The following is a 23,092-nucleotide window of genomic DNA, read 5'->3' as shown; positions in this document are numbered from 1 at the left end:
ATTTCATGATTGAGCCGTTTCAGAGGATATGAAGAAAATTTTGCACTGGGACGCTTCTGCAGGAGATGACCCGGCGCTGATGGTTGCCTGCGTCATCTTGCTCGGGGTCTCGATCCTGGTTTCGATACCGGCATTTGTCGGTGGTGGCGGCCAGGCCGGAATCGATTTTTCATGTTTCTGGGGCGCGGGCGCGATGGCGCTCGAAGGCCATGCGGCGGCGGCCTACGATTGGGAGCAGCTGCATCAGCAACTTGTTCTCCGGCTGCAATCCCTCAATCACGCTCCGTATCCTTACGATCAGGTACCGGTTCCGTTCTTTTATCCGCCGGTGTTTTTCCTGGTTGTGGCGCCGCTGGCGCTGCTGCCGTTTCCGATCGCGTTCTGGGTCTGGAGCGCAGCGAAGCTGTCTTGCTGGCTGCTCGTCGTTCATGCCATCCGGCCACGCTCCGCCGCGCTGCTGCTGGCACTCGCTGCTCCGCCAGTATTCTACGACTTCATTTCCGGCCAAAGCGCACTGCTCGCCGCATCGCTGCTCGGCGGCATCCTGCTGACATTGGACAGGCGTCCGCTTCTCAGTGGAATCCTGATCGCGCTGCTCATCTTCAAACCTCAGTATGGCGTGCTGCTTCCCTTCGTGCTGATCGCCACCGGACGTTGGCGCGTCGTCATCACCGCCGCTCTGGTGATTCCGGTCCTCCTGCTGCTCGCCGGGCTGATCTTCGGTTGGGATACCTTCGATGGATTCCGCGCCGCCGCCACCTTCGCCACGACGCAATTCCACCTCAGTGGCGCGCTGCCATGGTACAAACTGCAGAGTATCTATGGGCTCTTGAGAGACGCCGGCCTCGGCTACGGTTTGGCGATGGCGGTCCACGTCGCCATCGCATCCGTGGTTGCGATTGGAGTGCTGATCCTGTGGCGCGGCCATGTCAGCTTCGCCGTAAAGGCCGCGAGCCTCCTGGCGGCAACGCCGCTGATTTCTCCTTACTTCGCGATCTACGATATGCCGATCCTGGTGGTCGCGTTGCTCTTTCTCATGAACGCCAGCGCGGGCCGCCTCGCGTCGCGTTCGGGTCGAAGCGCCTTCCGGATCGCTGTCAGCGTCGTCTTCGTATTGGGATACGCTTTCCCGTTCGTGCGCACGCCTCTCGGCCCCATGATGTGCGCAACCGTGATCGCGCTGATCTGGATGAGATACCGGCAAGAGGCCGGCGAGACAGCTACAGGCGAGGAGTTGCAAAAATCCGCGACCGTCGGAGGCTAGTGTTCCGATCGCGAACAGTCGCGAAGATCATTAGGATCAGCCGTCCTGCTGCGCTGGCGGCGTTGCCGTGCCGGGCACAGCCTCCGCGCCAACCGGGTGCCTGGTGCCCGACGGATCGTCGCGCTTGAGCATCGAGGCCCAGGCGAAAAATGGATAGGCCAAAAGCGCCAGGTACCTCGTGGGCATCGGATGATCGACGCCGAATGCCGTCGGCTTCTGCGCTTCCGGAAGATAGAGGCTGCCGAACAGCACATCGTAGAACGAGAACAGCCCGGCGTAGTTCTTGTCCCTGGCTTCCCGCTCGCTGCTGTGGTGCCAGTGATGAAACTCCGGCGACACCAGGACATGGCGTAGCGGGCCGTAGCCCAGGCGCACGTTGGCGTGCGCGAGCCAGGATTGCCAGTAGTAGATCGCAAGATAGGTCCCGATCGCCTCCGCGGAGAAACCGAGCGCGAACAGCGGGAACAGCGAACCAACCTTCATGAAGGTCACGTCAAGCGGGTGCTGGTGGATCGCGGCGAGCCAGTCCAGCTCTTCGACGGCGTGATGAACGGCATGGATGCGCCACATGGCGGGCACGACATGCAGGATGCGGTGGGTCCAGTAGATGCCGAGGTCCCCGATCACGATCGCGATCGGCGCCTGAGCCCAATACGGGAGATCGCTGACCGCCTGCTTGACGGCCGAGGGCAGGATCGATTGATTGACCAGCGTCGCCAGTGCGATGATCGCGGTCACGCCGATGAACACCAGCCAGCCGTTGAGAAACAGGAAGGCCATATCGGTCGAAAGACCACGCCTGAAGATCTTCTGCTGCCTCGCTGCAAAGAGTTGCTCGAACGGCACGAAGATCAGGGGCGCCAGCAAAAGCTGATATTGTTCCAATAACTCGCGCATTCAAATGGCCACGTGAAATGGCGACAGCCTACCACCCCGGTCCCCGATGGCGTCAATCGGAAACGAAACCCGGGTTGTGGGAGCGTTAATCAGCATCCCCGTGCCGCTACGGGGATCACCGGTGTCCGGGAGCCGGGTTCGTCCGCATGCCCCAATCCCACCGCGTCACTCCATCCTTGCGAACATCTCCACCAGCGTCTCGCGCAGCCAGCGTTGCGCGGGGACGGTGTCGTTGCGCTGGTGCCAGAACAGGCTGACGATGCGCGGCGGCGCCGGCAGCGGCACCGGCATGGCGTGCAGATGGGGCGCGTGGCGGGACTGGGCGCTGAGATCGCGCGGCAGCACGGCGATCAGGTCGGACTGGCGCACGATCTCGTAGGCGGCATTGTAGTGGTTGACGGTCGCGACCAGATTGCGCGACAGCCCGCGCGAGGCGAGAAACTGGTCGTAGGTCGGCAGCGTCTTGCCGGCGAGGCTGACATCGACATGCTTGGCGGCAAGGAAGCTCCGGGTGTTGAGCCGCTTCTGCCTGGCCAGCGGATGGTCCCGCCGCATCATGCAGGCATATTCGACGGTCCACAGCGAGCGTGAGCGGATCACGGCCGGCGGCTGCTGCGCCTCGTTGACATAGACGCTGAGCACGCAATCGACGCGGTTGTCCTCGAGCCGGTCGCCGATCTCCAGGATGGTGTTGGGCACGGTGTGGATGCGCGCGGACGGCGCCACTTCGCTGAAGCGGTTGAGCAGCCGCGGCATTACCAGCGAGGCAACGTAGTCGGACATCGACAGGATGAATTCGGCCTGGGTCTGTCGCGGATCGAAGGCGTCCTCGTCGAGCGCGTGGCGGACATGTTCGAGAGCATCGCCAATCGGCTGCCACAGCGCCACGGCGCGCTGCGTCGGGCGGATCCCGCTCGCGGTGCGCACGAACAAGGGATCGCCCAGCGCGTCGCGCAGCCGCGCGAGCGCGTTGCTGACCGCGGGCTGCGTCATGGTCAGCGCGCTGGCGGCGCGCGTGACGCTGCCCTCGGTCATCAGCGCCTCGAAGACTTTCAGCAGGTTGAGGTCGAGCGTGCGGAAGGACACGAGCAATATTCACAAGGGTGATGTGCCAGATAACGATTATAAATTATTCGGATAATATTGCTTTGTCTATCATTACCCGGCTGACCCTGTGGCGCGTGCCGCCGCGGGGCGAGGGGGGACTTTCATGTCGATGATCTCGGCGCGCATCGAGCGCCTGCCGTTCGCGCGGTTCCACGTGCACCTGCTGCTGATGGGCGGCCTCGGCTATCTCTTTGACGCGATGGATGCCGCCGTGCTGGCGTTCATCCTGCCGGTGCTGCGCACCGCCTGGGGGCTGACCAATGTCGAGACCGGCGTGCTCGGCAGCAGCACCTTCGTCGGTTATTTGTTCGGCGCGCTGCTCGCGGGGACGCTGGGTGACCTGATCGGCCGCCGCGCGGTGATGATGTCGGCGCTCGCGCTCTACAGTGCGGCCTCGCTGGTCAGCGCGGCGGTGGATAGCTGGCCGGCGTTCTTTGCCGCGCGCGTCGTCGCCGGCATGGGCACGGGCGCGGAGAGCGCGATCATCGCGCCGTACCTCGCGGAGTTCGTGGCGCGGCGTTACCGCGGCGCCTTCACCGGCGCGCTGGCGGGCTTCTTCTCGTTCGGCTTCGTCGCCGCCGCCTTGCTCGGCTATTTCATCGTGCCCGCCTACGAGAACGGCTGGCGCATCGTGCTGGTCATCACGGCCGTGCCTGTCGTGATGCTGCTGTGGTGGCGGAGATCGCTGCCGGAATCGCCGCGCTGGCTGGAAAGCCGGGGCAGGGCGAAGGAAGCCGAAGCAGTGCTCGACCGGATCGAGGCGAGCTTCGCGCGAGAGGGCCGTGCGCTGCCGCCTGCGGTCGCCGAGCCGGCCGCGCCAGTCGCCTCGTCGGGAACGCTGTTGAGCAATTTTGCCGCGCTGCTCGCCGGCCGGCAGGCGCGCATCACCACCATGACCTGGATCATGTGGCTGTCGATCACCTTCAGCTACTATTCCTTCTTCGTCTGGATTCCCGGCCTCTTGGTGCAGAACGGCATGAGCATCACCAAGAGTTTCGGCTATTCGCTCGCGATGTATTGCGCGCAGGTACCGGGCTATTTCACCGCCGCCTTTTTCAATGAGCGGATCGGACGGCAGGCGACGATTGCGACCTATATGCTGCTCGGCGGCGTCAGCGCGCTCGGGCTCGCCTTTGCCAAGAGCGATGCGGAGATCATGACGGCCGGCCTGCTGCTGTCGTTCTTCATGAACGGCACCTATGCGGGCGTCTATGCCTACACGGCCGAAGTGTTTCCGACATCGATCCGGACCACGGGTGCCGGGCTTGCCTCCGCGATCGGCCGCATCGGCGCGATCGTGGCGCCGATCCTGGTCGGCTACCTCTACCCGAATTTCGGCTTTGCCGGCGTGTTCGGCGTCACCACGTCCGTCCTCCTGATTGGCGCGCTGACCGTGGTGCTGATGGGCGTGCCGACGCGCGGCCGGTCGCTGGAAGACATCGCAAGCGAAGCCGCGTGATCGCGGCGCCTGGGAGATCATCATGGCTACGAACCTCTTCAAGAATGCCGCGCTGCTCGATCCGCTGCGGTCCGATCTGCTTGAAGGCCACCACGTGTTGGTGGAGGACCGCCTGATCAAGGAGGTGTCGGACCGGCCGATCGAGGCTTCCGCCGATCGGGTCATCGACCTCAAGGGCAAGACGCTGATGCCCGGCCTGATCGACCTGCATGTCCATGCGGTCGCGGTCGAGCTCGATTTGTCGCAGCAGGCGCGGATGGCCAACGTGCTGGTGACGCTGCGCTCGACCATGCTGTTGCGCGGCATGCTGAAGCGCGGCTTCACCACCGTGCGCGATGCCGGCGGCGCCGGCTATGCGCTGAAGCAGGCGATCGACACCGGTCTCACTGATGGCCCGCGGCTGTTCGTCTCCGGCCGCGCGCTCAGCCAGACCGGCGGCCACGGCGACGGGCGCGCCCGCTCGGACTATCTGGCCGACCCGACCTGCTCCTGCTGCGTGCGGGTCGGCGCCATCGCGCGCGTCGTCGACGGCGTCGATGCGGTGCGCAAGGCGGTGCGCGAGGAGCTGCAGATGGGCGCCGACCAGATCAAGATCATGGCGTCCGGCGGCGTTGCGTCGCCGACCGATCCGATCGGCGCCTACGGCTATTCCGAGGACGAGATCCGCGCCATCGTCGCGGAGGCGAGAGCGCGGCACACCTATGTGCTGGCGCATGCCTACACGGCGGAGGCGATCGAGCGGGCAATACGCTGCGGCGTGCGCACCATCGAGCACGGCAATCTGATCGACCTTCCGACCGCGCGGTTGATGGCCGAGCAGGGCGCCTATGTGGTGCCGACCCTGGTCACCTACGAGGCGCTGGCCAATGAGGGCGCGAAGTACGGCCTGCCTGCGGCGAGCGTCGCCAAGATCGCCGACGTTCGCGACGCCGGGCTGCGCTCGCTTGCGATCTATCGCGAGGCCGGGGTCAAGATGGGATTTGGCACCGATCTGCTCGGACCGTCGCAGCGGCTGCAGAGCGACGAGTTCCGGATCCGCGCCGAGCTGCTCGGCCCGCAGGCGGTGATCGCCAGCGCGACCATCATCGGCGCCGAGGTGCTCGGCATGGAAGGCAAGCTCGGCCGCATCGCGCCGGAGGCGTTTGCCGATCTGCTGGTGGTCGAGGGTAATCCGCTGCGCGACGTGGCGTGCCTGCTCGGGCAGGGCGAGCACATCCCGCTGGTGATGAAGGCCGGCAAGGCCGAGGTGGATAGGTTGGGCGGGTAGGGTACGCTAGCCTGCCGCCGCAGGGGCGCACGGCCAAAATATCGAAAACAACCCCATGCAAAGTAGCGGGCGCCTGCCGGCGAACACGACAGCTTGACGCGTCGGGCAAATCAGCGGCATTATTCCATTATACAGAAATCATGCAGCTTCGCTCGTCTCGACCCCGCACGCGGGGCGAGGTGAAGCGGCCTCACCACACCACGCGGAGGCCGGCGGTGCCCTTGTAGCTGTGGTTGTCACCGGCGTCCTGCAGGCTGGCGCGGTAGGTCGCTTCGCCGAACACGGTGTAGCGGCCGCCCGCCCAGCTGTAGCTGCCGCCACCGCCGATCGAGCCCCAGAGCCGGTCGTTGGCGCTGGCGAAGCCGGTGCCCGCGACGTCGACGTTGGTGCCGTCGAGGAATTCGTAGTGCAGGTTGCCGATCGCGTAGAGGTCGGAGCGAGCGCCGTCGCTCCAGCTCTTCCGGTGATTGAGCGACAACCCGACGCGGCCGAGCAGGCTGTCGGCATTGCCGAGCGAGACCAGCGCGCCGAAGCGGTCGGTGAAGCCGTCGAAGTCGACCTTCGAATAGGCGAGCTGCGCCTGCGGTGTCAGCGAAAACCCGTTGCCGATAGTGAACCGCTTGCCGCCCTCGACGCTGAACGCGTAACCGAGGCCTTCATTGCCGTGAGTCATGCTGCCGACGAGATCGGAGGTGAGATCGCCGCGATAGAACATGGTCTGCATCTGGCCGTCGATGTAGACGCCGTTGTCGCCGTACCAGGTCGCGGTGGCGCCGACGCCGGTGCCCTCGGCGCGGATGCGGCCGTTGCCGAAGAACGAATTCACGTATGCCGTCGTCAGGCCGTATTGCAGCGTGAGGCCGACGATCAGGCGGCCGTAATTGTTCTCGAGCGCGAGGCCGTCGAGTCCGGCCTGCGCCTTGAAGTCATCGCTGCTCAAGGTCGAGCCCGTGGTGTTCGACGGCCGCAGGCTGGTTTGACCGCCCTCGATGCGCCCCCAGAACGCCGATTGCGTCCATGAGCTGTCGGCCGTTGCCGCCGGCGTGACGCCCATCCGCGCCATCGCTTCGCTCGGGCCGCTATTGCCGCCCCAATAGCGGTTGCCGACGCGCTCCTGCAGCGAAGGCAGCGCGTTCATGCCGAGCAGCACCTGGGCGTAGTTCTCGTAAAGCGGCACGCCGGGCTGGTACAGCGGACCCGCGGGCGCGCCCCGCGGCGTCGGCGCGGTTGGATCGCTCGACGGTACCAGGCTGGAGCGCAGATACCAGTCGCCATCCGCCGGCGTCGCGATGCCGTTCTTCTGCAGCGTATAGGCATAGGCGCCGGCGACGATCGCCTGCTGACCCTGCAACGAATAATTGCCCGCCAGCGCGAAGACGCCGTTGGAGGCGCCGGTGACGTCGATCAGCTTGATGCCGTCGGCGGTCTGCGCGCCGCCGCCGCCGGCATTGTTGATCCGCACCGTCGAAGTACCCGACGTGCTTGCCGCGACCAGGCGGTCGGTCGCCGAACCGTCGCCGCCGAGCACGGTGTTGAACAGCAGCGTGCCGCCATTGCCGGCATAATTGCCGGCGACCGTCAGCGTCGTGCCGGGCGCCGCGCCGAACCGCAACGCGCCGGCGTTGCTGAATCCGCCGATGGTCTGGTTGAGGCCGTTGAGGTCGATCGTGGCGCCGGCGCCAGCGGTAATGGCAGACGCCGCGCTGAACGCATTGACCGCGCCGGCTTGCAGCGTGCCGCCGGTTACCGTGGTCGCGCCGCTATAGGTGTTGACGCCGGACAGGATCTGCGTGCCGCCGGTCAGCGCAAGCCCGCCGGTGCCGCCGATGGCTCCGGAGAACGTGTCGCTGGCATTGGTGATGGTCAGCGTCTTGGTACCGAGCGCGACATTGCCGCTGCCGGCGAGGCTCTGGATGCTGGTGCCGGCGCTTGTGAGGCCGGAGATGTCGAACGCCGAATTCGCCACCACATGGCTGGAATTGCTGATCGATCCTGCGCCCGTCAGCGCCAGCGTGCCTGCGGAGATCGTGGTCACGCCGCTATAGGTGTTGGCGCCGGACAGTGTCTCGGTGCCGCCAGCAAGCGTCAGGGCACCGCTGCCGCCGATCACGCCGGCGAACGTGTCGTTCGCGGCGGTCAGCGTCAGCGTCTTGGCGCCGAGGTCGACGCTGCCTGACCCCGACAGCCGCTGGATGCTGGTGCCTGCGCCGGAAAGGCCGGCGATGCTGAACGTGCCGTTCGCGATCACCTGGCTGGAAGCGGCGATGTCGCCGCCGCCGGTCAGCGCCAGCGTGCCGCCCGCGATCGTGGTCGCGCCGCTATAGGCCTGCACGCCTGATAGAGCCTGCGTGCCGCCGCTCACTTGCAGCCCGCCGATGCCGCTGATCGCGCCGGCAAACGTATCGTTCGCATTGGTGATGATCAGGTCCTTGGCGCCCAGCGTGACGCTGCCGGCGCTGCTGCCGGCGAGGCTCTTGATGTGCGCGTTGGGGTCCGAGATGACCGAAATATCGAAGTCGGCGTTATCGACCACCCGGCTCGAGGTGGCGACGGCATTACCGGAGCCGGCGGCGCCAGACAGCCGGAACGTGCCTTGCTGGATCACCGTGTCGCCGGTGTAGCTGTTGCCGACGCCGGTGAAGTTGAAGATCCCGGCGCCGGTCTTGGTCAAGCCGCCGACGCCGCTGAAGCCATTGGCCTGGAGGACGGTGAACCCATTGCTATCGATGGTCAGTCCGCCCGCGGCGAGGTTGTTCTGGGCAGCCGTTCCGCTGGAGACAATGGGGGTGTTGATGGCCGCGCGGAACGTGGCGTTGTCAAAATTCACCCGGCCGTTCGCGTTGCCGACGCTGATGCCGAAGCCGTGATTTATCAGTGTGGCATTGCTGACATTGAGCGTGCCAGTGCCGCCCCCAACCGCGGTGCCGAGTATGATTCGGCTTGTAAAGTTGACGGTCGCGCCGTCGGTGACGTTGAGGGTGCCCGTACCGGAAAGGCTGACGGTGATCGTAGTGGCGTTCCAATGCGATCCGGCTCCCGTTACTGTGACGGTCGCCGTACCGCCTGTGGTATTGGAAATCCCGGACGTGCCGCTTGTCAGCGTGCTGCCGTTTTGAATTGTGAGGTGGGTCGTTCCGCCAGCCGCGCTCTGAACATTGAAACTGCCGGCGGTGCCGATCGCCCCAGGGGTCACGCCGAGAACGACGTTTGAGCCCGGCGTAATAACCACCGTAGCACCGCCGGCCGGAGCCGCTCCGGTGTTCCAGTTCGAGCCCACCGTCCAGTCGTTGCTGGTGGCGCCGGTCCAGGTCTGCGCCGCCGCCGAGCCCGGCATCAGCGCCGCGAGCGTGGCGACCGAGGCGCTCAGCAGCAGCAGGCGCTGGAAGTCCGCGCGGGTGCGGGATTGCGATGCAGTCCGGCGTGGATTGAGTGTGGTGTCACCAACGTGTCGTGCGATTGTCGCAGCCCCGATGCATTCGCGCATGGCGCTCAGCCCCTTGTTCTTGCCGCTGCCCGACAGGTTGCATTTCGGCAAACATTCGCCGGCAGCGGATGCGTGTTACGCTATGTGACTCACTGTGAGCTGACAAATGAACCTTGCTGTTCCCCAGGTGAAACAAGGCGCGGTGTGTTCATGATGCAACGTCTGCGCGCTGCAATTAATCGATCGCTAACCAGTTGAATTGCGCCGGGCGCGATGGCATGCGTCGGCGGATGTGAAAACCGCCGGGCAGGGTGGCCATGCCCAGCCCCGGCCGCCCGGCGCGTCCGATCACGTTACCGCTGGCAGCGTTGACCTTACCGCGGGGAAGCACGACATATCGGTTCGCGATCCCACCCGCCGCTCCGGAGCAAGCCATGAACACCCCCAACATCGAATCCGTCACGCCGCAGCCTGGCGGCGACGTTGTGGCCTGGCTGACCAACGAGACCCGCGACGAGCGCTTCATCGACAATATCTTCGCCGAGCTGTGCATCCGGCTCCAGCAAACCGGCATCCCGCTCAAGCGGGCGACGATGAATCTGCTGATCCAGCATCCGCAATGGCTCGGCGCCCGGATCATCTGGGGCGACGGCAAGCGCGAGGCCGAGATCACGCGGGTGGACTACGAGGTCAGGGAGCGCTCGGAATATATCGGCAGCCCGGTCTACGAAATCCACCAGGGCGCTGGCGAAGTGCGCGAGCGGCTCGAACGGGCGCCTGGCCGCGCGCATGCGCTCTATGACGAGATGCGCGCGCAAGGCCTGACCGACTATGTGGCGTGGCCGCTGCTGCATACGCTCGGCAAGCGGCATGTCGTGACCTTCGCGACCGACCGGTCCGGCGGTTTCGATGACGCTGACATCGCCGAGCTGCGCAAGGTGCTGCCGGTGCTGGCGCTGGTCAGCGAAATCCGGATGAAGAACCGCCTGGCGCGGACGCTGCTCGAGACCTATGTCGGCACCCATGCTGGTGAGATGATCCTGGCAGGCGCGACGCGGCGGGGCAGTGGCACCACGGTCCGCGCCGCGATCATGATCTGCGATCTCAGGGACTTCACCCGGATCTCGGATTCCTGGCCGCGCGACGACGTCATCGATCTCCTCAACGACTATTTCGACGCGATGTCGGAGCCGATTGCGCGGCACGGCGGGGAAATCCTGAAATTCATCGGCGATGGTCTGCTTGCGATTTTCCCGCTCAGCGATCCCAGGGCCTGCGCCAACCTGCTGCACGCGGTGTCCGAGGCGCGGCAAGCGATGGCGGCGCTCAGCGAAAAGAACAGCATGATGGGCCGCGCCCCAATGAATTACGGCATCGGCGTCCATGTCGGCGACGTCATGTACGGCAATATCGGATCGCGCAGCCGGCTCGACTTCACGGTGATCGGCCCCGCGGTGAACATGGCCTCGCGGCTCGAGGCTCTGACCAAGCAGTTGGGACGAAACGTGCTGCTGTCGCGCGCCTTCGCCGATCTGGTCTCGCACGATTTCGCGCTCGAGCATGTCGGCGAGCATTCGGTGCGCGGTTTCAGCGAGCCGATCGAGCTGTTTGCCTATCGGGGCTGAGGCTCGATTGGCCAAAGCAGCGTGACGTGCGGCGCACGCACCCGGCTAAGACGGCCCAATGTCCAAAGGCTCCTGCCGTTAAGGAGATTGGCCGGACAGGTTTACTCTCGGTGCGCGCAGTAATTGCTGCTCGGCATAGTTGGCCAGACGATCGTACTCTTCGGCGATCTTCAGAAGATTCGCACGTGAGTTTTGGTATCTGAACAACTCCGCCTTGGCACGTGTCTTGGCGGCTCGATCCCGCCAATAGCCGGCGTTGGTCATGACGTTCTCGACCATGGTGCTTCCCCCTTTCTCAGGGATTGCCCATAGACCAACGTCGCCGCGACAAGTCCGCTCCCCGAGGAACCCGGAACTGGCGTTCACGCATGAAGAGTCACTGAAACATTCCGTTTGTTCCAGACGAAATTTATTCAAGCTGGATTCACACGTGTTGTTTTCCGGAACGCCGGATCGCGCGAATCTTCGGATGCTGGGCAGGCTTTTTCATTCAGGAAATTTTCAAGGCCCAGAGGGTCCGCCTGATTATCGGCACTGGCGGTTCGGCGTGAGCATGGGAATAGGACGGCCCCGGCAACGCAAGATGCCGGGGCCGTTTTCCCTTGATGCCGGGAATTCAGATCGAGGTGATCTTCTGCGCCGGCGCGGCGCGCTCGACGAAGCCCTTGGCGAGGGCGTGATAGACGCCTTCCTTGCAGATCAGGCGTGAGCTCGCGTGCGCAATCAGGGCCGCGGCCATCAAGGGCACGACCATCGCGTGATTGTCGGTCATCTCGGTGACGATCACGAAGGCGGTGATCGGCGCCTGCACCACGCCGGCGAAATAGGAGACCATGCCGAGCAGCATGATGGCCGGCAGCGGCGCGCCGTGAAACAGCGGCGCGATGTTGGAGCCGAGCCCGGCACCGACCGCGAGCGAGGGCGCGAAGATGCCGCCCGGCATGCCGCTGATCGAGGCGAACGTGGTCGCCAGGAATTTCCAGACGCTGAAGCTTGCCGGCAATTGTGTTCCGGCTTCGAGCGCGGATTTGACCTGCTGATATCCCGTGCCATAGATCGCGCCGTCGGACGCAATCCCGCAAATCGCAGCCGCTAATCCGCAGATTGCGGCAAAACCGACTGGATAACGCTTGATCGCGCTTCCGACTGGATTGGCAAACCCGCGTGCCATTGTGATCAGGATGCGACTGAACAGGCCGCCCGCAAGACCTCCGGCAATGCCGCAGAGCGGGACCGCGAGCCAGTCGGTGCCGTTGCGCAGGGCCGTCGCGCTGGTGCCGAAATACGTATAGTTGCCCATCAGAGCGAGCGAGGTCAGGCCGGCAGCGATCACCGCGCCGATGATCAGGCTGCTGGTTCTCGTCTCGAAGGCACGGCTCATTTCCTCGATGCCGAACACGATCCCGGCCAGCGGGGTGTTGAAAGCGGCCGCGACACCTGCGGCCGCGCCGGCAAGGATCAGGCCGGGTTGGCGCCGCGGCGAGAAGCGGCCGAGCGCAAACATGATCGAGGCGCCGATCTGCACCGTCGGTCCCTCGCGCCCGACCGACGCGCCACACAACAGGCCGAACAGAGTCAGCAGGATCTTGCCGGCGGCAACGCGCAGCGAAACCAGGCTTTCGCGCGCGGTCTGGTCGGTCAGATGGCGTGCGGCGATCGCCTGCGGGATTCCGCTGCCTTGCGCGTTCTGAAAGAAGCGGTTGGTCAGAAACACCGACAGCGCGAACCCGGCCGGCGTCAGCACCAGCGAGGCATAATGGAAACGGGATACCACCGCGCCGAACGCGATCTGTGCCAGATCGGCGAGCTGTGCCAGCGCGACGGCCGCCGCGCCGACCGCAATGCCGCCCAGCAAGAACAGGGCGCGGCGCTGCCAGCGCGCGGAGACCAGTCTGAACAGCCGCCTCTGGCGGTTGGAGGGGAAGGTCATTCTGACGAGTTCTGGCTCATGTCGTGGTCCGATACGCAGCGGATCACGTCATTCCTAGCACGCGTCGGCGGTATGCGAAGCTGAAGAAATCAGCACGGTGTGCCGGCGCAGCCGCCAAACTCCAGGGCCGAAATCTACCGCCTGAGGCCTCACTCTTCGGCGATCTCCGGGCGGCTCGCGCGTGAGTTTTGGTGTCTCAACGACTCCGCCTTGGCGCGTACTTCCCCGCCGTGACGCATGATTGAGGGACGCGGAAAATCTGGCACAAACTGCACTTTGCGCGGCTTCCGCCGCGGCGTATTTTGACTGCCCCATTGAAGGGCGCATGTCATGTCCGAAGTGATTGTTCGAGCGGGCATCGTCGTATTGGGACTTTGCCCAATCGCAATGGTTGCCGTTGCTCTGTTCATTTGATGGAAGCTCACCTGGCCCGACCGCGCCAACCGGGCCGGTAGACGGCCCCAGCGCCTGCCCTCCCAGGCCCCCATAGGTTGCTGGGGCCACTCAAGAAGGAGGCCGCCGGTTGGCGGCCTCCTTCTTTTGCCTGGTACCGAGTTGGGTACGTTACCGGGATCATTGCCGCGCGAATGACATGGGGCACTGAATCGAAAAGGGCCGTCGCATCGGCGGCCCTTTTCTGCCGGTCATAATAGGTCTGCAAAAAACTCAGTCGTGAAAAAATGCTCTGCAAAGAACGGCAACGCCGGCAGGGTTGGTATTACGACCGTCCTATCTCTCCGGAAATCCGGATCAGTACGGTGTTCCTGCGGTGGAACTCTTGGTCTGCGGATGTGTATCCGACGATCAATGATGGCGCACCGGAGAGGGTGCTGCGCTGGTCAGGACATTCGCCGCGGGGAATCAGGACATCTCATGTCGCCGCGCTTCGCCAAGCATCATGTTGAGCATCGAGATGTGCTCGGCCGTGAGCTGCCGCTGCATGAGGCTCACGGCCCATCCTTCCGGGATCGCGTCCAGCACCAGATCGAGGGCTTGATCTCGCGAGGTTGCGGCAAGCCAGATCTGGACCTCGCCGTCATCGGTGGTCACGCGTACCAAATGAACCTCAAGGGCGGCCTGCGTACGCGACAAGCACCGCCGAGGGAATTGGTTGCTGACTAACCTGTGTTATTTTTCGGGGGACTTCAGACCGGGCAGATAGCCGTCCCGCCGTGTGATCCTTCAGAGGGTCCGGGCCTCCGCAATTGAAGCACCGATAGAGGCGATTGCCCTTGCCGCCCGGAGGCAATGCGAATTCCAGTTTGCGCCCGCATTTCGGGCAAATCTCGGTTTTCGGTTCCATGACTCCACGCAACGATTAAACAAACTTACGTCGCGTCAAATTGCGGGTCAGCGAGCGCAGATAAATAACGTGCGTTGTCGCCTAGCTAAAAAGCCAGGGCCCTCCGGCGAGGAACCGACGCGGCGGAGCATGATTGTCACACGTTCGGTGCTGTCCCTGCCGGCAGCGTCTGGACGATCAAGGTAAACTCGCGGCCCCAGCTTGTGCCCCTCGCTGGGGCCGTTTCTTTGGGGTGGAAGCGCGGCACTTTCAAGCAGCGATGATCCCGCCGCCTATCTCCGGCGCCGTTGCTTGCTCGGAAACAGCCGGTCGCGGATGTAGCGGGAGGTCGGCGTCAGGCGAAGGCCCCGCGGCTTCTGCCAGGCGGCGCGGTCGATCTCCTTCTTGTCGCCGATCGCCAGTCGGCCCTTGGCGTTCTTGGCGATGAAGATCGCGTCGCTCATCCTGCGGCCGGAACGCTTGTTCCTGGCCGTCACTTCCTTCCACAGGCTGAGCCTGCCGAGCTTGAGCTTCGGCAGCTCCTCCTTGATCTCGCGCTTGAGGCAATCCTTCCCGGTTTCTCGCGCGCGCCTGCGCCCGCCGGGAAACATCCACAGCCCGTCAGATCGGCGTCTAACCAGAAGAACCTTGCCACGCTTCGCGGCTACCAGCTTGGAGGACTTGGGCATCGGAGTACTTGGGCATTTGCTGCGCAATGATCGAAATAGAATCGACCCATTTTAACTTGTCTATTTGTGTAGACAAGTTCGATGCCCACATTGTTCCACAGTCGTATGTCGGCCGTTTGTCTTTGACGGCTGCGATCCTCGCCGCGCGCGGTCGCCCGTGGCTTCTCTGATCCGGCTTGATGTTCGGTACCTCACGTTGAATTCGTGAAAGCTGTTACGGCCCGTGACTGCAACTCACCCGGTTGCGTCGTGATAACGATACCCATGACGGACGGCTTTCACTGCTTGACTCAATGTTCTTGTTTTGTTCTAATTGCCCTCCACCCGGAATTGGAGGACGCCATGGACAACCGCATCAGCGAAATTCGCAGGCAGATCAGGGCGCTGCGCGTCAGCATGCTCGAGGCCGAAGCCATCATGCGCCAGCAGATCAACCGCGATGAGGACTGCGCCTTCGTCGCCGGGGACCTCCTGAAGATGCGGCTGGTCATGAGCCGCCTGGTCGAGGAGCGGGAGGTCCTGGGCGACCGCGATCCGATCATCGTGCATGCGAGCGTTGCACCGCGCCGTCGCGCCGCGACGTCAGCCTTCATTCGCCCGGCGAAGCGAGAGCTGGCCGCCGGCGAAGCGCGTGCATGACCGAGTGCTCGGGACGCGGCGGCTGCGCGCCGAGCTGCAAGACGTGATGTGCCGGAGGAAAAGATGAGAGAGCCGCTTCGGTATTTCCACGACAGCGATGATCACGCGCCCTGGATCAAGGCGCTGGCCGAGGTCCGGCACATGGCGACGCGGGAAGGCTGGTGCTTTCACCACGTGCAGGCGATCATCGTGGCGATCGACCAGTATGCGGAGGCCGCGCTCGGCAATCGCGAGTTCTTCCTCAACCGGCCGCAGACCGTCGGTCCAGTGAGAAGAGGCGACGTGCCTTAACATGCTGACCGGCAGGCACGCGTGTTCGACGTCGCGGCAGCTCGACGCGCTGTCCGCGGCGGCGAAAAGCCTCGCTCAGGAAGTACCGACTATTTCGTGTAGCCTTGACTGCTGCAGTACCACCAGGATTCGGCGGGCGATGCGCCATGCTCGATCACGTATTTCCGGCAGGCTTCGTAGCTGACCGCATACCGCTTCCCGCACGGTACTGCAGAGATGCCGAAATTGCTGGTCGAGCATGTGGATGCGGCGTGGCCCGTCGACATCGACAGGACGCCGATAAAGGGCAGGACCGCTAGAAGTGACAGGGTCTTCATCATTGCCATCGCCTCCCAAGTTGGAGGACAGCGGGGCCGCCGTCCCCGCGGAGAACCTACTACATCGCACGCCGTTCACCACTGGATTTCGCGAGTCTCACGCGCGATCTGCATCGTCACGCACGCCGTGTTCGTCGTTATGCCCGGCGCGTGACGCCTTCCGGGCGCAGGGGCCAAATGTCCCGGCCTGCCTGAGGCGGTCGGGATGGCCAATCCGCTGCCAGCGACATATCGTGACGGTCCGAGGCCGAATCTGAGGCGGACCGTTCATCGCCGGGTCATGTCCATCCGGCCATCGTCAGCGCCGCGCCCGCGAGGGCGGCGGCATATTTGCGGAGGAGTTTCGGATGATCAGGGGCTGGCAGGTTGCGACGTCGGCGCTCGCCATCGTCGTGATGGTTGCAACGCTGGGGGCTGAAGCGAACGCGGCGCAGTGCGGCAACGGGCCCGGCGGGTTCGAAGCCTGGAAGCAGCAGTTCTCGGGCGAGGCGAGCGCCAAGGGGATCGGCGCCACCGCGATCGCCGCGCTGATGCAGACCCATTACGCCAGTGCGACGATTGCAGCGGATCGCGGCCAGCGCAGCTTCGGCCTGTCGCTCGAGCAGTTCATGGCCAAGCGGGGATCTGCGACCATCGTGGCGCGCGGCCGATCGCTGAAGCAGTCGCAAGCCGCGCTGTTCGCCTCGATCCAGCAGCGCTATGGCGTGCCGCCGGGACCGTTGATCGCGATCTGGGGCATGGAGAGCGGCTTTGGCAGCCAGCGCGGCAACCAGAACATGCTGTCCTCGATCGCAACGCTTGCCTATGACTGCCGCCGTCCGGAGTTCTTCACCGACCAGCTCTATGCAGCGCTGAAACTCGTCGACCGCGGCACTTTGTCCGGGAGCACGCGCGGCTCGATGCATGGCGAGATCGGCCAGACCCAGTTCATGCCGAAGAACGTCCTCGCCTACGGCACCGGCAATCTCGACGTCGCGGCCAACGCGCTGAGCTCGACGGCGAACTTCCTGCGCGCCCATGGCTGGCGCGCCGGTGCCGGCTATCAGCCCGGGGAACCCAACTTCGCCGCGATCGAGGCGTGGAACGCGGCAGGCGTTTACCAGAAGGCGATCGCCATCATGGGGCGGCAGATCGACGGCCAATGAGCGCAGGCGCGAGTTCCTTCATCGCCTGTTAACGCAACGATGCCCAGATCGTGCGCTGTGAAACGGAGCAGATGGAGACCGGCTCCATGCTCAAGAACGGCACCTACGCGGCGTGGTTTCGAACGTCGCTTGCGGACGGCACCGGCATCGTGCACGTCGCCGATGGCAGGCTGTGGGGCAGCGACGCGGTCATGCTCTACAGCGGCACCTATGAGGTCGACGGCGAGCGCTTCTCCGCGGTGCTCACCACGCAGCGGCACTCGAGAGACGGCACGACCGTGTTCGGCACCGACGACCTCGTGGTGCGGCTCGAGGGCATCTGGACCGGCGCGATCGCGACCTGCACGGGCAGGGCGGATGCCGTGCCCGATCTCGCCTTCGAGGTGACGCTGATTCCGAGCCAGGAGGTGGCACCCGAGCCGCCGCCGGATTTGCCGCTGCCGAAGTTCGACCCGAGCAAGCTTCCGAAGCTGCCGAAACGCTCCAGCCGCTAAGGCATGATCCGGAAAAGTGCGAAGCGGTTTCCCTCGCGACAAACGCTAAAGCCGTTTGCGCGGGGATCACGCGCTACGCATCGCTCGGGCCCGCGGTCTCCGGAAACGGCGCGCCGGGGATGTAGAGCTTCAGCGCGCGGATCTCGTAGACCGCCGACGGGTTGACGCTGCGCAGGTCGCGCGCCGCGGCGATCGCCTCCGCCTCATCGGCGCAATCGATCACGTAGAAGCCGAGCAATTGCTCCTTGGTTTCGGAGAACGGCCCGTCGATCACCATGCCGTGGCCGGGCCCACGCAGCGTGCCGGCATTGCGGGTATCGCCGAGCCGCGCAGCTGGGCCGAGCTTGCCCTTCAGCCGTTGATGGACCTCGCGCAGACCCGTCATCACGGCAGCGTCCTCCTCGGCGTTCCACGATTTGACCTCGGCTTCGACGTGATAGGCCAGGATGGCATAAAGCATCTGATGTGCTCCTTATTTCTGATGCGACTGGCCCAAGGACGTCTCGCGGCGATCCGAGCCGACATTTCATCTGTAGCGGATCGGACGGTCTCTGTGTTGCGACAAGGTATCCCGCCGTCCGGCATGGCGGCGGCGAATCGCGCAGGCCAAGACAGCAAAAAGGCGCGGCGGATGAGCTTCCGCCGCGCCCCCGATTTTGATGTCTCGCTGGTCCAGGGCTGAGAGCGCCCCGATGCCAGGCTGATTGCTCAGGGCCTAGCGGGCGATCCCAGCGAGGTGACAGCGCTTGAGACAAGACACTAGATCACCTCCTTTCTTTGTTGATGGGACTTCGAATATAGGTGCCGAATCCGCCGCTGTTAAGGCCGCCTCCGGCCCAGCCGCGCCAGGAAAGCGGCCGGATTGCGGCGAAATGGTTTCGTTTACCGGAGAACAGAACGCACGCCGGGCAGTTGAGGCCGCCGCCCGGCCGTGTTAGGTGAACCCGAGATGCGGGTGTAGCTCAATGGTAGAGCAGCAGCCTTCCAAGCTGAATACGAGGGTTCGATTCCCTTCACCCGCTCCAACATCCGCTTGCGGTACGGTCATGTGCATTTGGCGCGCTTTGGACGCCGCGCTCGCTGGCTGATCTCCTCGAAACACAGACCGATCTCGACGGATGGCTGGCTCAGCTCAGCGCCCGGATCGCAACTGCTGGTCCTGCGCCAACTTCCGGAACAGCTTTGTGAGACGACCTTCGGGCGTGAGATGGCCCTGGCCGTAACGCCACCCGATTTCACGGAGGACCTGTCAAATGCCGACGGGACGAGTCACGTCCGTAGGCAGTGCTCAACGAATTCTTGATTTCAGAAGAAGAGATCGTTCGCGACTTCGACGATTCTGACTTCCCTGTCAGAAACTATCTCATTCGTCATCTCGGACATTGCTCGATTCCGGCGAGAAATAGGAACCGCGGCGGGTCAACGGCATTCAAGCGTTCGGCGCCGTCAGCCAACTTGGCGCCCCGGCGACGCAAACCAAACAGGAGTTGATGATGAGAAAACTCGCAATCCTTGCGGCGGGCGTATCATTGCTCGCGGGCACTTACCCCGGCCAGGCATCCGACCATCTGTTCACGGCGGTCGGTGCGGGCGGCCTGACGACCTCCAGCAATCCGTTCGTCAAAACCAATGGTCGATCAGCCGACATCGTGCCGGGGCAGGGAAGTCCGCTGTCCGGCGCAGATCACACCACCCCGGCGGCCGAAGTAGAGTCGTTGCTCACGCATCACTTCACTCAGCCCAACACCAATGCCAATCCCGGCAACGGCACCCTGAAGACCCCTCCACCGGTCACGGCCGGAAAGACGGCGCCCTCAGCCAACAGTCCACATACAGCGGTCTTCATGCCCTGATCCGGCCCAGGGCGATCACTTCGGATCGCGGCCGCGGCGGCGTGGCGACGTCCCAGGCTATCTGGGTCTCGTCGCGCCGTCTGCGGCATCGGAAAGCGCGGCAGCTACGCCTGCTCTCAGCACGGAGGACCGCATCGGTCGGCGCGGTGAGATCATCATTCGTAAGGTCGATCAACCGAACGTCCCGCGAAAGCTTCTGGTGCGTGGAGCGCTGGGAGTTCTTGCGGTTGCCGCAACCTATCCGTTGTGGGCTCCGGATAGTCCGGTCTCCGCGATCGGGGACGGTCAGGATGACCTGCGCTATGTCAGCATCGCCCGCGACAACGTCGTGCAGAATGTCACCGCTTCCGGAACGCTCGAAGCGGTCGACACGGTCGAGGTCAGCTCCCAGCTGTCGGGTCAGGTCGCGAGGTTGATGGCCGATCACAATTCCCCCGTCCGGGCCGGCGAGCCGCTTGCGGCGCTCGACAGCGCGACCTTTGAAGTCCAGGTCAAGGAGGCGGATGCTGCCCTTGAGGTCGCATTGGCGCAGCACGAGGAGGCCAAGTCGGCGATCGAGGGCGTACAGGCACGTCACGATGACGCTCTGCGTGATCTTCAGGTCAAGAGCACGCTCAGCAGAAACGGCAGCGTTTCCCAGCGTGACGCCGAGCGCGCCCAGATGGCGGCGCGGTCGCTCGCCTCCGAATTGTCCGCGGCCAAGGCGCGCGAGCAGATACGCGCGGCCGGAGTGACGGCCGCGCGGGCTTCACTCGAACGGGTTCAGCTCGATCTCGAGCGAAGCATCATCAAATCGCCGATCGATGGCGTTGTCATCCGGCGCAGCGTGGAACTCGGTCAAACCGTGGCCGCGAGCCTGCAGGCGCCGACGCTGTTCACGATCGCGCGCGATCTTTCGGACATGCGGGTCGACGCATCGGTGAGCGAGGCCGACATCGGTGCGGTGCGAACCGGGCAGCGCGCTCGATTCGGCGTCGATTCGTATCCCGGGCGCACGTTCGAAGGGCGCGTGCTTGAGATCCGAAAGGCGGCACGGATGGTGCAAAACGTGGTGACCTACACCGTGATGATTTCAGCGCCCAATCCCGAAGGCTTGTTGCTTCCCGGCATGACTGCAGACGTCCGCATCGTGGTGCAGGAGCAGCAAGACGCGATAGTCGTTCCCAATGCTGCGCTGAGTTTTCGGCCAAGGCAGGAAGGCGCAAGCCACCCCACTCCCGGAACAGGGGTGATCTGGGTTCGCATGAAATCGGGCGCTTTGAAGTCCACTGCCGTTTCACTGGGCGCCAGCGGCGATTCCCTGACCCAGATTCTGTCGCCAGATATAAAGATCGGCGAACGGGTCGCCATCGGTTATCGGAGCAAACCTTAGTGGAGCCGCCCGGCGGTTAGCGCATGAGTCCGCTCGTCATCCTCGATCATATCCACAAGCAACATCGGCTCGGCAACCAAGCCGTTCAGGCGCTTTCGGACGTCTGTCTGGAGATCGATCGCGGAGAATTCGTCGCCGTCGTGGGTCCATCGGGATCGGGCAAGTCGACCTTGCTTTCGATCCTGGGCTGCCTCGACCAGCCGTCGCGCGGGCGTTACCTTCTCCACGGCGAGAATGTGTTTGCGCAGTCGAAGATCCGCCTGAGCGAGCTGCGCAATCGACGCGTTGGAATTGTCTTTCAAAACTTCAACCTGTTGCCGCGCCTCACCGCGCTCGAGAATGTCGCGCTGCCGCTCTTCTACCGGACCGAGCCGCTGCGCAATCCGCTGGCGCGTGCGCGCGCCGTGCTCGAAAGGGTCGGGCTCGGCCTTCGGATGCACCACGTGCCCGCAAAACTGTCGGGGGGAGAGCAGCAGCGCGTTGCAATCGCACGAGCCATCGTCAACGGCCCGGACCTTCTGCTGGCGGATGAACCGACAGGCGCGCTGGACACGAGCACGCGTGACGCCATTCTCGCGCTGCTCTGCCAGTTGCAGCGCACCGCACTCACGGTAGTGCTGGTGACGCACGACCCCGAGGTCGCAGCGTGCGCGCGGCGCATCATCAGGTTACGGGACGGCGCGGTCGTCGGCGAACCGGAACGCCACGTCACGTCATGAGCCTCGATCCACATGGGATTTCGATGCGATCGTTCGGCTATGTTGCTCTGGCGTTTCGGTCGGTACGTGCGCACATATTGCGCTCCATTCTCGCTGTGACCGGCATTATCATCGGCATTGCCGCCGTCGTGGTCGTCGTTGCGGTGGCGGAAGGCGCGCGTGCAGAAATCTCGAAGCAGATAAATTCGCTTGGCTCAAATCTGATGCTTGTGCAGCCCGGTGCGCAACTCGCGCAGGGCGTCCGGCATCAGGCCGGCACCATCCTCTCGCTCACAACGGCTGATGCGCTGGCGATCGCTCGCGAGGTGCCCGATATTGTCGTTGCGGCACCGTTCGTCGGTGAGCAAAAGACGACAATATCAGGGGACATGAACTGGTCGACCCTCGTAGCCGGTGTGACGCCGAATTTTTTTGAAGCGCGGGGGTGGAGGCTCGCGGAGGGCCAACTGCTTAGCGACGATCACGTTGTATCGGCCGCAAAAGTTGCAATTCTCGGCCGCACTTTAGCCCGTGAACTGTTCAAGGGCAGCGACCCGCTTGGCCGTTTCGTCCGTATTGATCGTTCGTCCTATCTCGTGATCGGAGTGCTCGCCGAGAAAGGCCAGGACTTCACCGGTCGGGACCAGGACGACGTCATGTTCATTCCGTTGTCGTCCGCGAAAATCTTCACGATTGGACGCAGCCAGGCTAACCCGGATGCCGTGCATAGCATTCTCGTGAAGACGGAGTCCGCTCAATCGATGCAAGCCGCGGAGGCGGCAATTGCGCAAGTCCTGCGGCTGCGCCACAAGATCGTGGGGCGCAAGGCTGACGATTTTCGCATCCAGAACCTCATCCAGATCGCCCAGACGAGCGACCGGGCCTATCGCCAGTTCACCTTGCTGGTGTCCACGCTTTCGGGAATCTCCCTGCTGGTCGGCGGCATTGGTGTGATGAACATCATGCTCGTATCGGTCACAGAACGGATCAACGAGATTGGACTCCGGTTGGCGTTCGGCGCCCGCCCACAAGACATCCGCGCACAGTTTTTGCTGGAAGGGGTACTCCTGTGTACCATCGGCGGACTGTTGGGACTCGTTGTCGGTTACCTCTGCGCACGCGTGATCCCCTCCGCTCTAGGCTGGCCTGTCGAGTTCAATGGACAGATGGCGTTGATCGCGATCGCCTGCTCCAGTCTCGTCGGTATTGTCTTCGGTCTTCTGCCCGCCGAACGGGCTGCGCGTTTGGATCCGGCGACGCTGCTAAGGTCCGGGTAGTCCGGGCGCGTGATCCGCGTCGCTGGGTGGTGGCCATGAGCTTTGCGAGACGGGGCGGGCCA

General features: G+C 64.1%; 21 protein-coding genes and 1 tRNA gene. 13 read left to right on the top strand and 9 right to left on the bottom strand.

The genetic code is table 11. The features are described 5' to 3' along the window. Nucleotides 1–79: 79 nt before the first annotated feature. Nucleotides 80–1,264 (top strand): glycosyltransferase family 87 protein, encoded by a 1,185-nt coding sequence (locus ACVIHF_RS19265; RefSeq protein WP_456780348.1) that lies wholly within the window; start codon nt 80–82, stop codon nt 1,262–1,264. A gap of 36 nt (nt 1,265–1,300) precedes the next feature. Here the strand turns inward: ACVIHF_RS19265 and ACVIHF_RS19260 are convergent, their stop codons facing one another. Both ACVIHF_RS19260 and ACVIHF_RS19255 read right to left on the bottom strand, forming a co-directional pair. Then, nucleotides 1,301–2,161 (bottom strand): sterol desaturase family protein, encoded by an 861-nt coding sequence (locus ACVIHF_RS19260; protein ID WP_253608099.1) that lies wholly within the window; start codon nt 2,159–2,161, stop codon nt 1,301–1,303. Between the two features lie 165 nt (nt 2,162–2,326). Then, a complete protein-coding gene (locus ACVIHF_RS19255; protein ID WP_028335380.1) occupies nt 2,327–3,253 on the bottom strand; it encodes a LysR family transcriptional regulator in 927 nt (308 codons plus the stop codon). A 118-nt stretch (nt 3,254–3,371) separates the two neighbouring features. Between ACVIHF_RS19255 and ACVIHF_RS19250 the strand changes: the two genes are divergently transcribed. Both ACVIHF_RS19250 and ACVIHF_RS19245 read left to right on the top strand, forming a co-directional pair. Next, nucleotides 3,372–4,727, top strand: coding sequence for an MFS transporter (locus tag ACVIHF_RS19250; protein WP_456780349.1), 1,356 nt, complete (start codon nt 3,372–3,374; stop codon nt 4,725–4,727). A 22-nt stretch (nt 4,728–4,749) separates the two neighbouring features. Further along, nucleotides 4,750–5,994: an amidohydrolase family protein gene (locus ACVIHF_RS19245; RefSeq protein WP_456780350.1), complete on the top strand. Its 1,245-nt coding sequence runs from the start codon at nt 4,750–4,752 to the stop codon at nt 5,992–5,994. Between the two features lie 190 nt (nt 5,995–6,184). Here ACVIHF_RS19245 and ACVIHF_RS19240 read toward each other — a convergent pair whose 3' ends face one another. Next, entirely contained in the window at nt 6,185–9,529 is a 3,345-nt protein-coding gene (locus ACVIHF_RS19240; RefSeq protein ID WP_456780351.1) for an autotransporter family protein, read from the bottom strand. A 323-nt stretch (nt 9,530–9,852) separates the two neighbouring features. Here ACVIHF_RS19240 and ACVIHF_RS19235 point away from each other — a divergent pair, with 323 nt between their 5' ends. Then, the gene (locus ACVIHF_RS19235) at nt 9,853–11,043 is read left to right on the top strand and encodes an adenylate/guanylate cyclase domain-containing protein (protein ID WP_456780352.1); all 1,191 of its coding nucleotides are present in this window, start codon (nt 9,853–9,855) and stop codon (nt 11,041–11,043) included. Between the two features lie 78 nt (nt 11,044–11,121). Here the strand turns inward: ACVIHF_RS19235 and ACVIHF_RS19230 are convergent, their stop codons facing one another. The 4 genes from ACVIHF_RS19230 to ACVIHF_RS19215 form a co-directional block, all read right to left on the bottom strand. Next, complete coding sequence (locus ACVIHF_RS19230) at nt 11,122–11,322, bottom strand: hypothetical protein (RefSeq protein ID WP_253608104.1); 201 nt, start codon at nt 11,320–11,322, stop codon at nt 11,122–11,124. Between the two features lie 337 nt (nt 11,323–11,659). Beyond that, entirely contained in the window at nt 11,660–12,973 is a 1,314-nt protein-coding gene (locus tag ACVIHF_RS19225) for a chloride channel protein (protein WP_456780353.1), read from the bottom strand. 861 nt (nt 12,974–13,834) lie between these two features. Further along, nucleotides 13,835–14,023, bottom strand: a complete 189-nt coding sequence (locus ACVIHF_RS19220; RefSeq protein WP_456780354.1) for a hypothetical protein — start codon at nt 14,021–14,023, stop codon at nt 13,835–13,837. 525 nt (nt 14,024–14,548) lie between these two features. Beyond that, nucleotides 14,549–14,944, bottom strand: coding sequence for an NUDIX hydrolase (locus ACVIHF_RS19215; RefSeq protein ID WP_076831509.1), 396 nt, complete (start codon nt 14,942–14,944; stop codon nt 14,549–14,551). Between the two features lie 342 nt (nt 14,945–15,286). On the opposite strand from ACVIHF_RS19215, the gene ACVIHF_RS19210 reads away from it, so the two are divergent. Beyond that, entirely contained in the window at nt 15,287–15,583 is a 297-nt protein-coding gene (locus ACVIHF_RS19210) for a hypothetical protein (RefSeq protein WP_076831506.1), read from the top strand. A gap of 63 nt (nt 15,584–15,646) precedes the next feature. Continuing rightward, nucleotides 15,647–15,874, top strand: coding sequence for a hypothetical protein (locus tag ACVIHF_RS19205; RefSeq protein ID WP_016843397.1), 228 nt, complete (start codon nt 15,647–15,649; stop codon nt 15,872–15,874). 89 nt (nt 15,875–15,963) lie between these two features. Here the strand turns inward: ACVIHF_RS19205 and ACVIHF_RS19200 are convergent, their stop codons facing one another. Then, on the bottom strand, nt 15,964–16,194 hold the full coding sequence (locus ACVIHF_RS19200) for a hypothetical protein (RefSeq protein ID WP_225160192.1): 231 nt from the start codon (nt 16,192–16,194) through the stop codon (nt 15,964–15,966). Between the two features lie 344 nt (nt 16,195–16,538). Between ACVIHF_RS19200 and ACVIHF_RS19195 the strand changes: the two genes are divergently transcribed. Beyond that, entirely contained in the window at nt 16,539–17,336 is a 798-nt protein-coding gene (locus ACVIHF_RS19195; protein ID WP_038383190.1) for a lytic murein transglycosylase, read from the top strand. Between the two features lie 86 nt (nt 17,337–17,422). Continuing rightward, entirely contained in the window at nt 17,423–17,830 is a 408-nt protein-coding gene (locus tag ACVIHF_RS19190; RefSeq protein WP_026192921.1) for a hypothetical protein, read from the top strand. Nucleotides 17,831–17,903: 73 nt separating this feature from the next. Here the strand turns inward: ACVIHF_RS19190 and ACVIHF_RS19185 are convergent, their stop codons facing one another. Continuing rightward, nucleotides 17,904–18,290 carry a YciI family protein gene (locus ACVIHF_RS19185; protein ID WP_456780355.1) on the bottom strand — a complete coding sequence of 129 codons (387 nt, stop codon included), beginning with the start codon at nt 18,288–18,290 and terminating at the stop codon, nt 17,904–17,906. A 491-nt stretch (nt 18,291–18,781) separates the two neighbouring features. Between ACVIHF_RS19185 and ACVIHF_RS19180 the strand changes: the two genes are divergently transcribed. From ACVIHF_RS19180 to ACVIHF_RS19160, 5 genes are all read left to right on the top strand, one after another. Further along, nucleotides 18,782–18,855, top strand: a tRNA-Gly gene (locus ACVIHF_RS19180). Nucleotides 18,856–19,323: 468 nt separating this feature from the next. Continuing rightward, nucleotides 19,324–19,683 carry a hypothetical protein gene (locus tag ACVIHF_RS19175; protein ID WP_253636031.1) on the top strand — a complete coding sequence of 120 codons (360 nt, stop codon included), beginning with the start codon at nt 19,324–19,326 and terminating at the stop codon, nt 19,681–19,683. A gap of 199 nt (nt 19,684–19,882) precedes the next feature. Continuing rightward, nucleotides 19,883–21,055 (top strand): efflux RND transporter periplasmic adaptor subunit, encoded by a 1,173-nt coding sequence (locus ACVIHF_RS19170; RefSeq protein ID WP_310881668.1) that lies wholly within the window; start codon nt 19,883–19,885, stop codon nt 21,053–21,055. A gap of 23 nt (nt 21,056–21,078) precedes the next feature. Further along, nucleotides 21,079–21,774: an ABC transporter ATP-binding protein gene (locus ACVIHF_RS19165; RefSeq protein ID WP_310881669.1), complete on the top strand. Its 696-nt coding sequence runs from the start codon at nt 21,079–21,081 to the stop codon at nt 21,772–21,774. Further along, nucleotides 21,771–23,030, top strand: a complete 1,260-nt coding sequence (locus tag ACVIHF_RS19160) for an ABC transporter permease (protein WP_456780356.1) — start codon at nt 21,771–21,773, stop codon at nt 23,028–23,030. The genes ACVIHF_RS19165 and ACVIHF_RS19160 overlap by 4 nt, the downstream gene beginning before the upstream one ends. Nucleotides 23,031–23,092 lie beyond the last annotated feature (62 nt).

The organism is Bradyrhizobium sp. USDA 4506, assembly GCF_054058795.1.
Note: the sequence above shows the minus strand (reverse complement) of the source record. Positions and strands in the feature narration are given on the sequence as shown.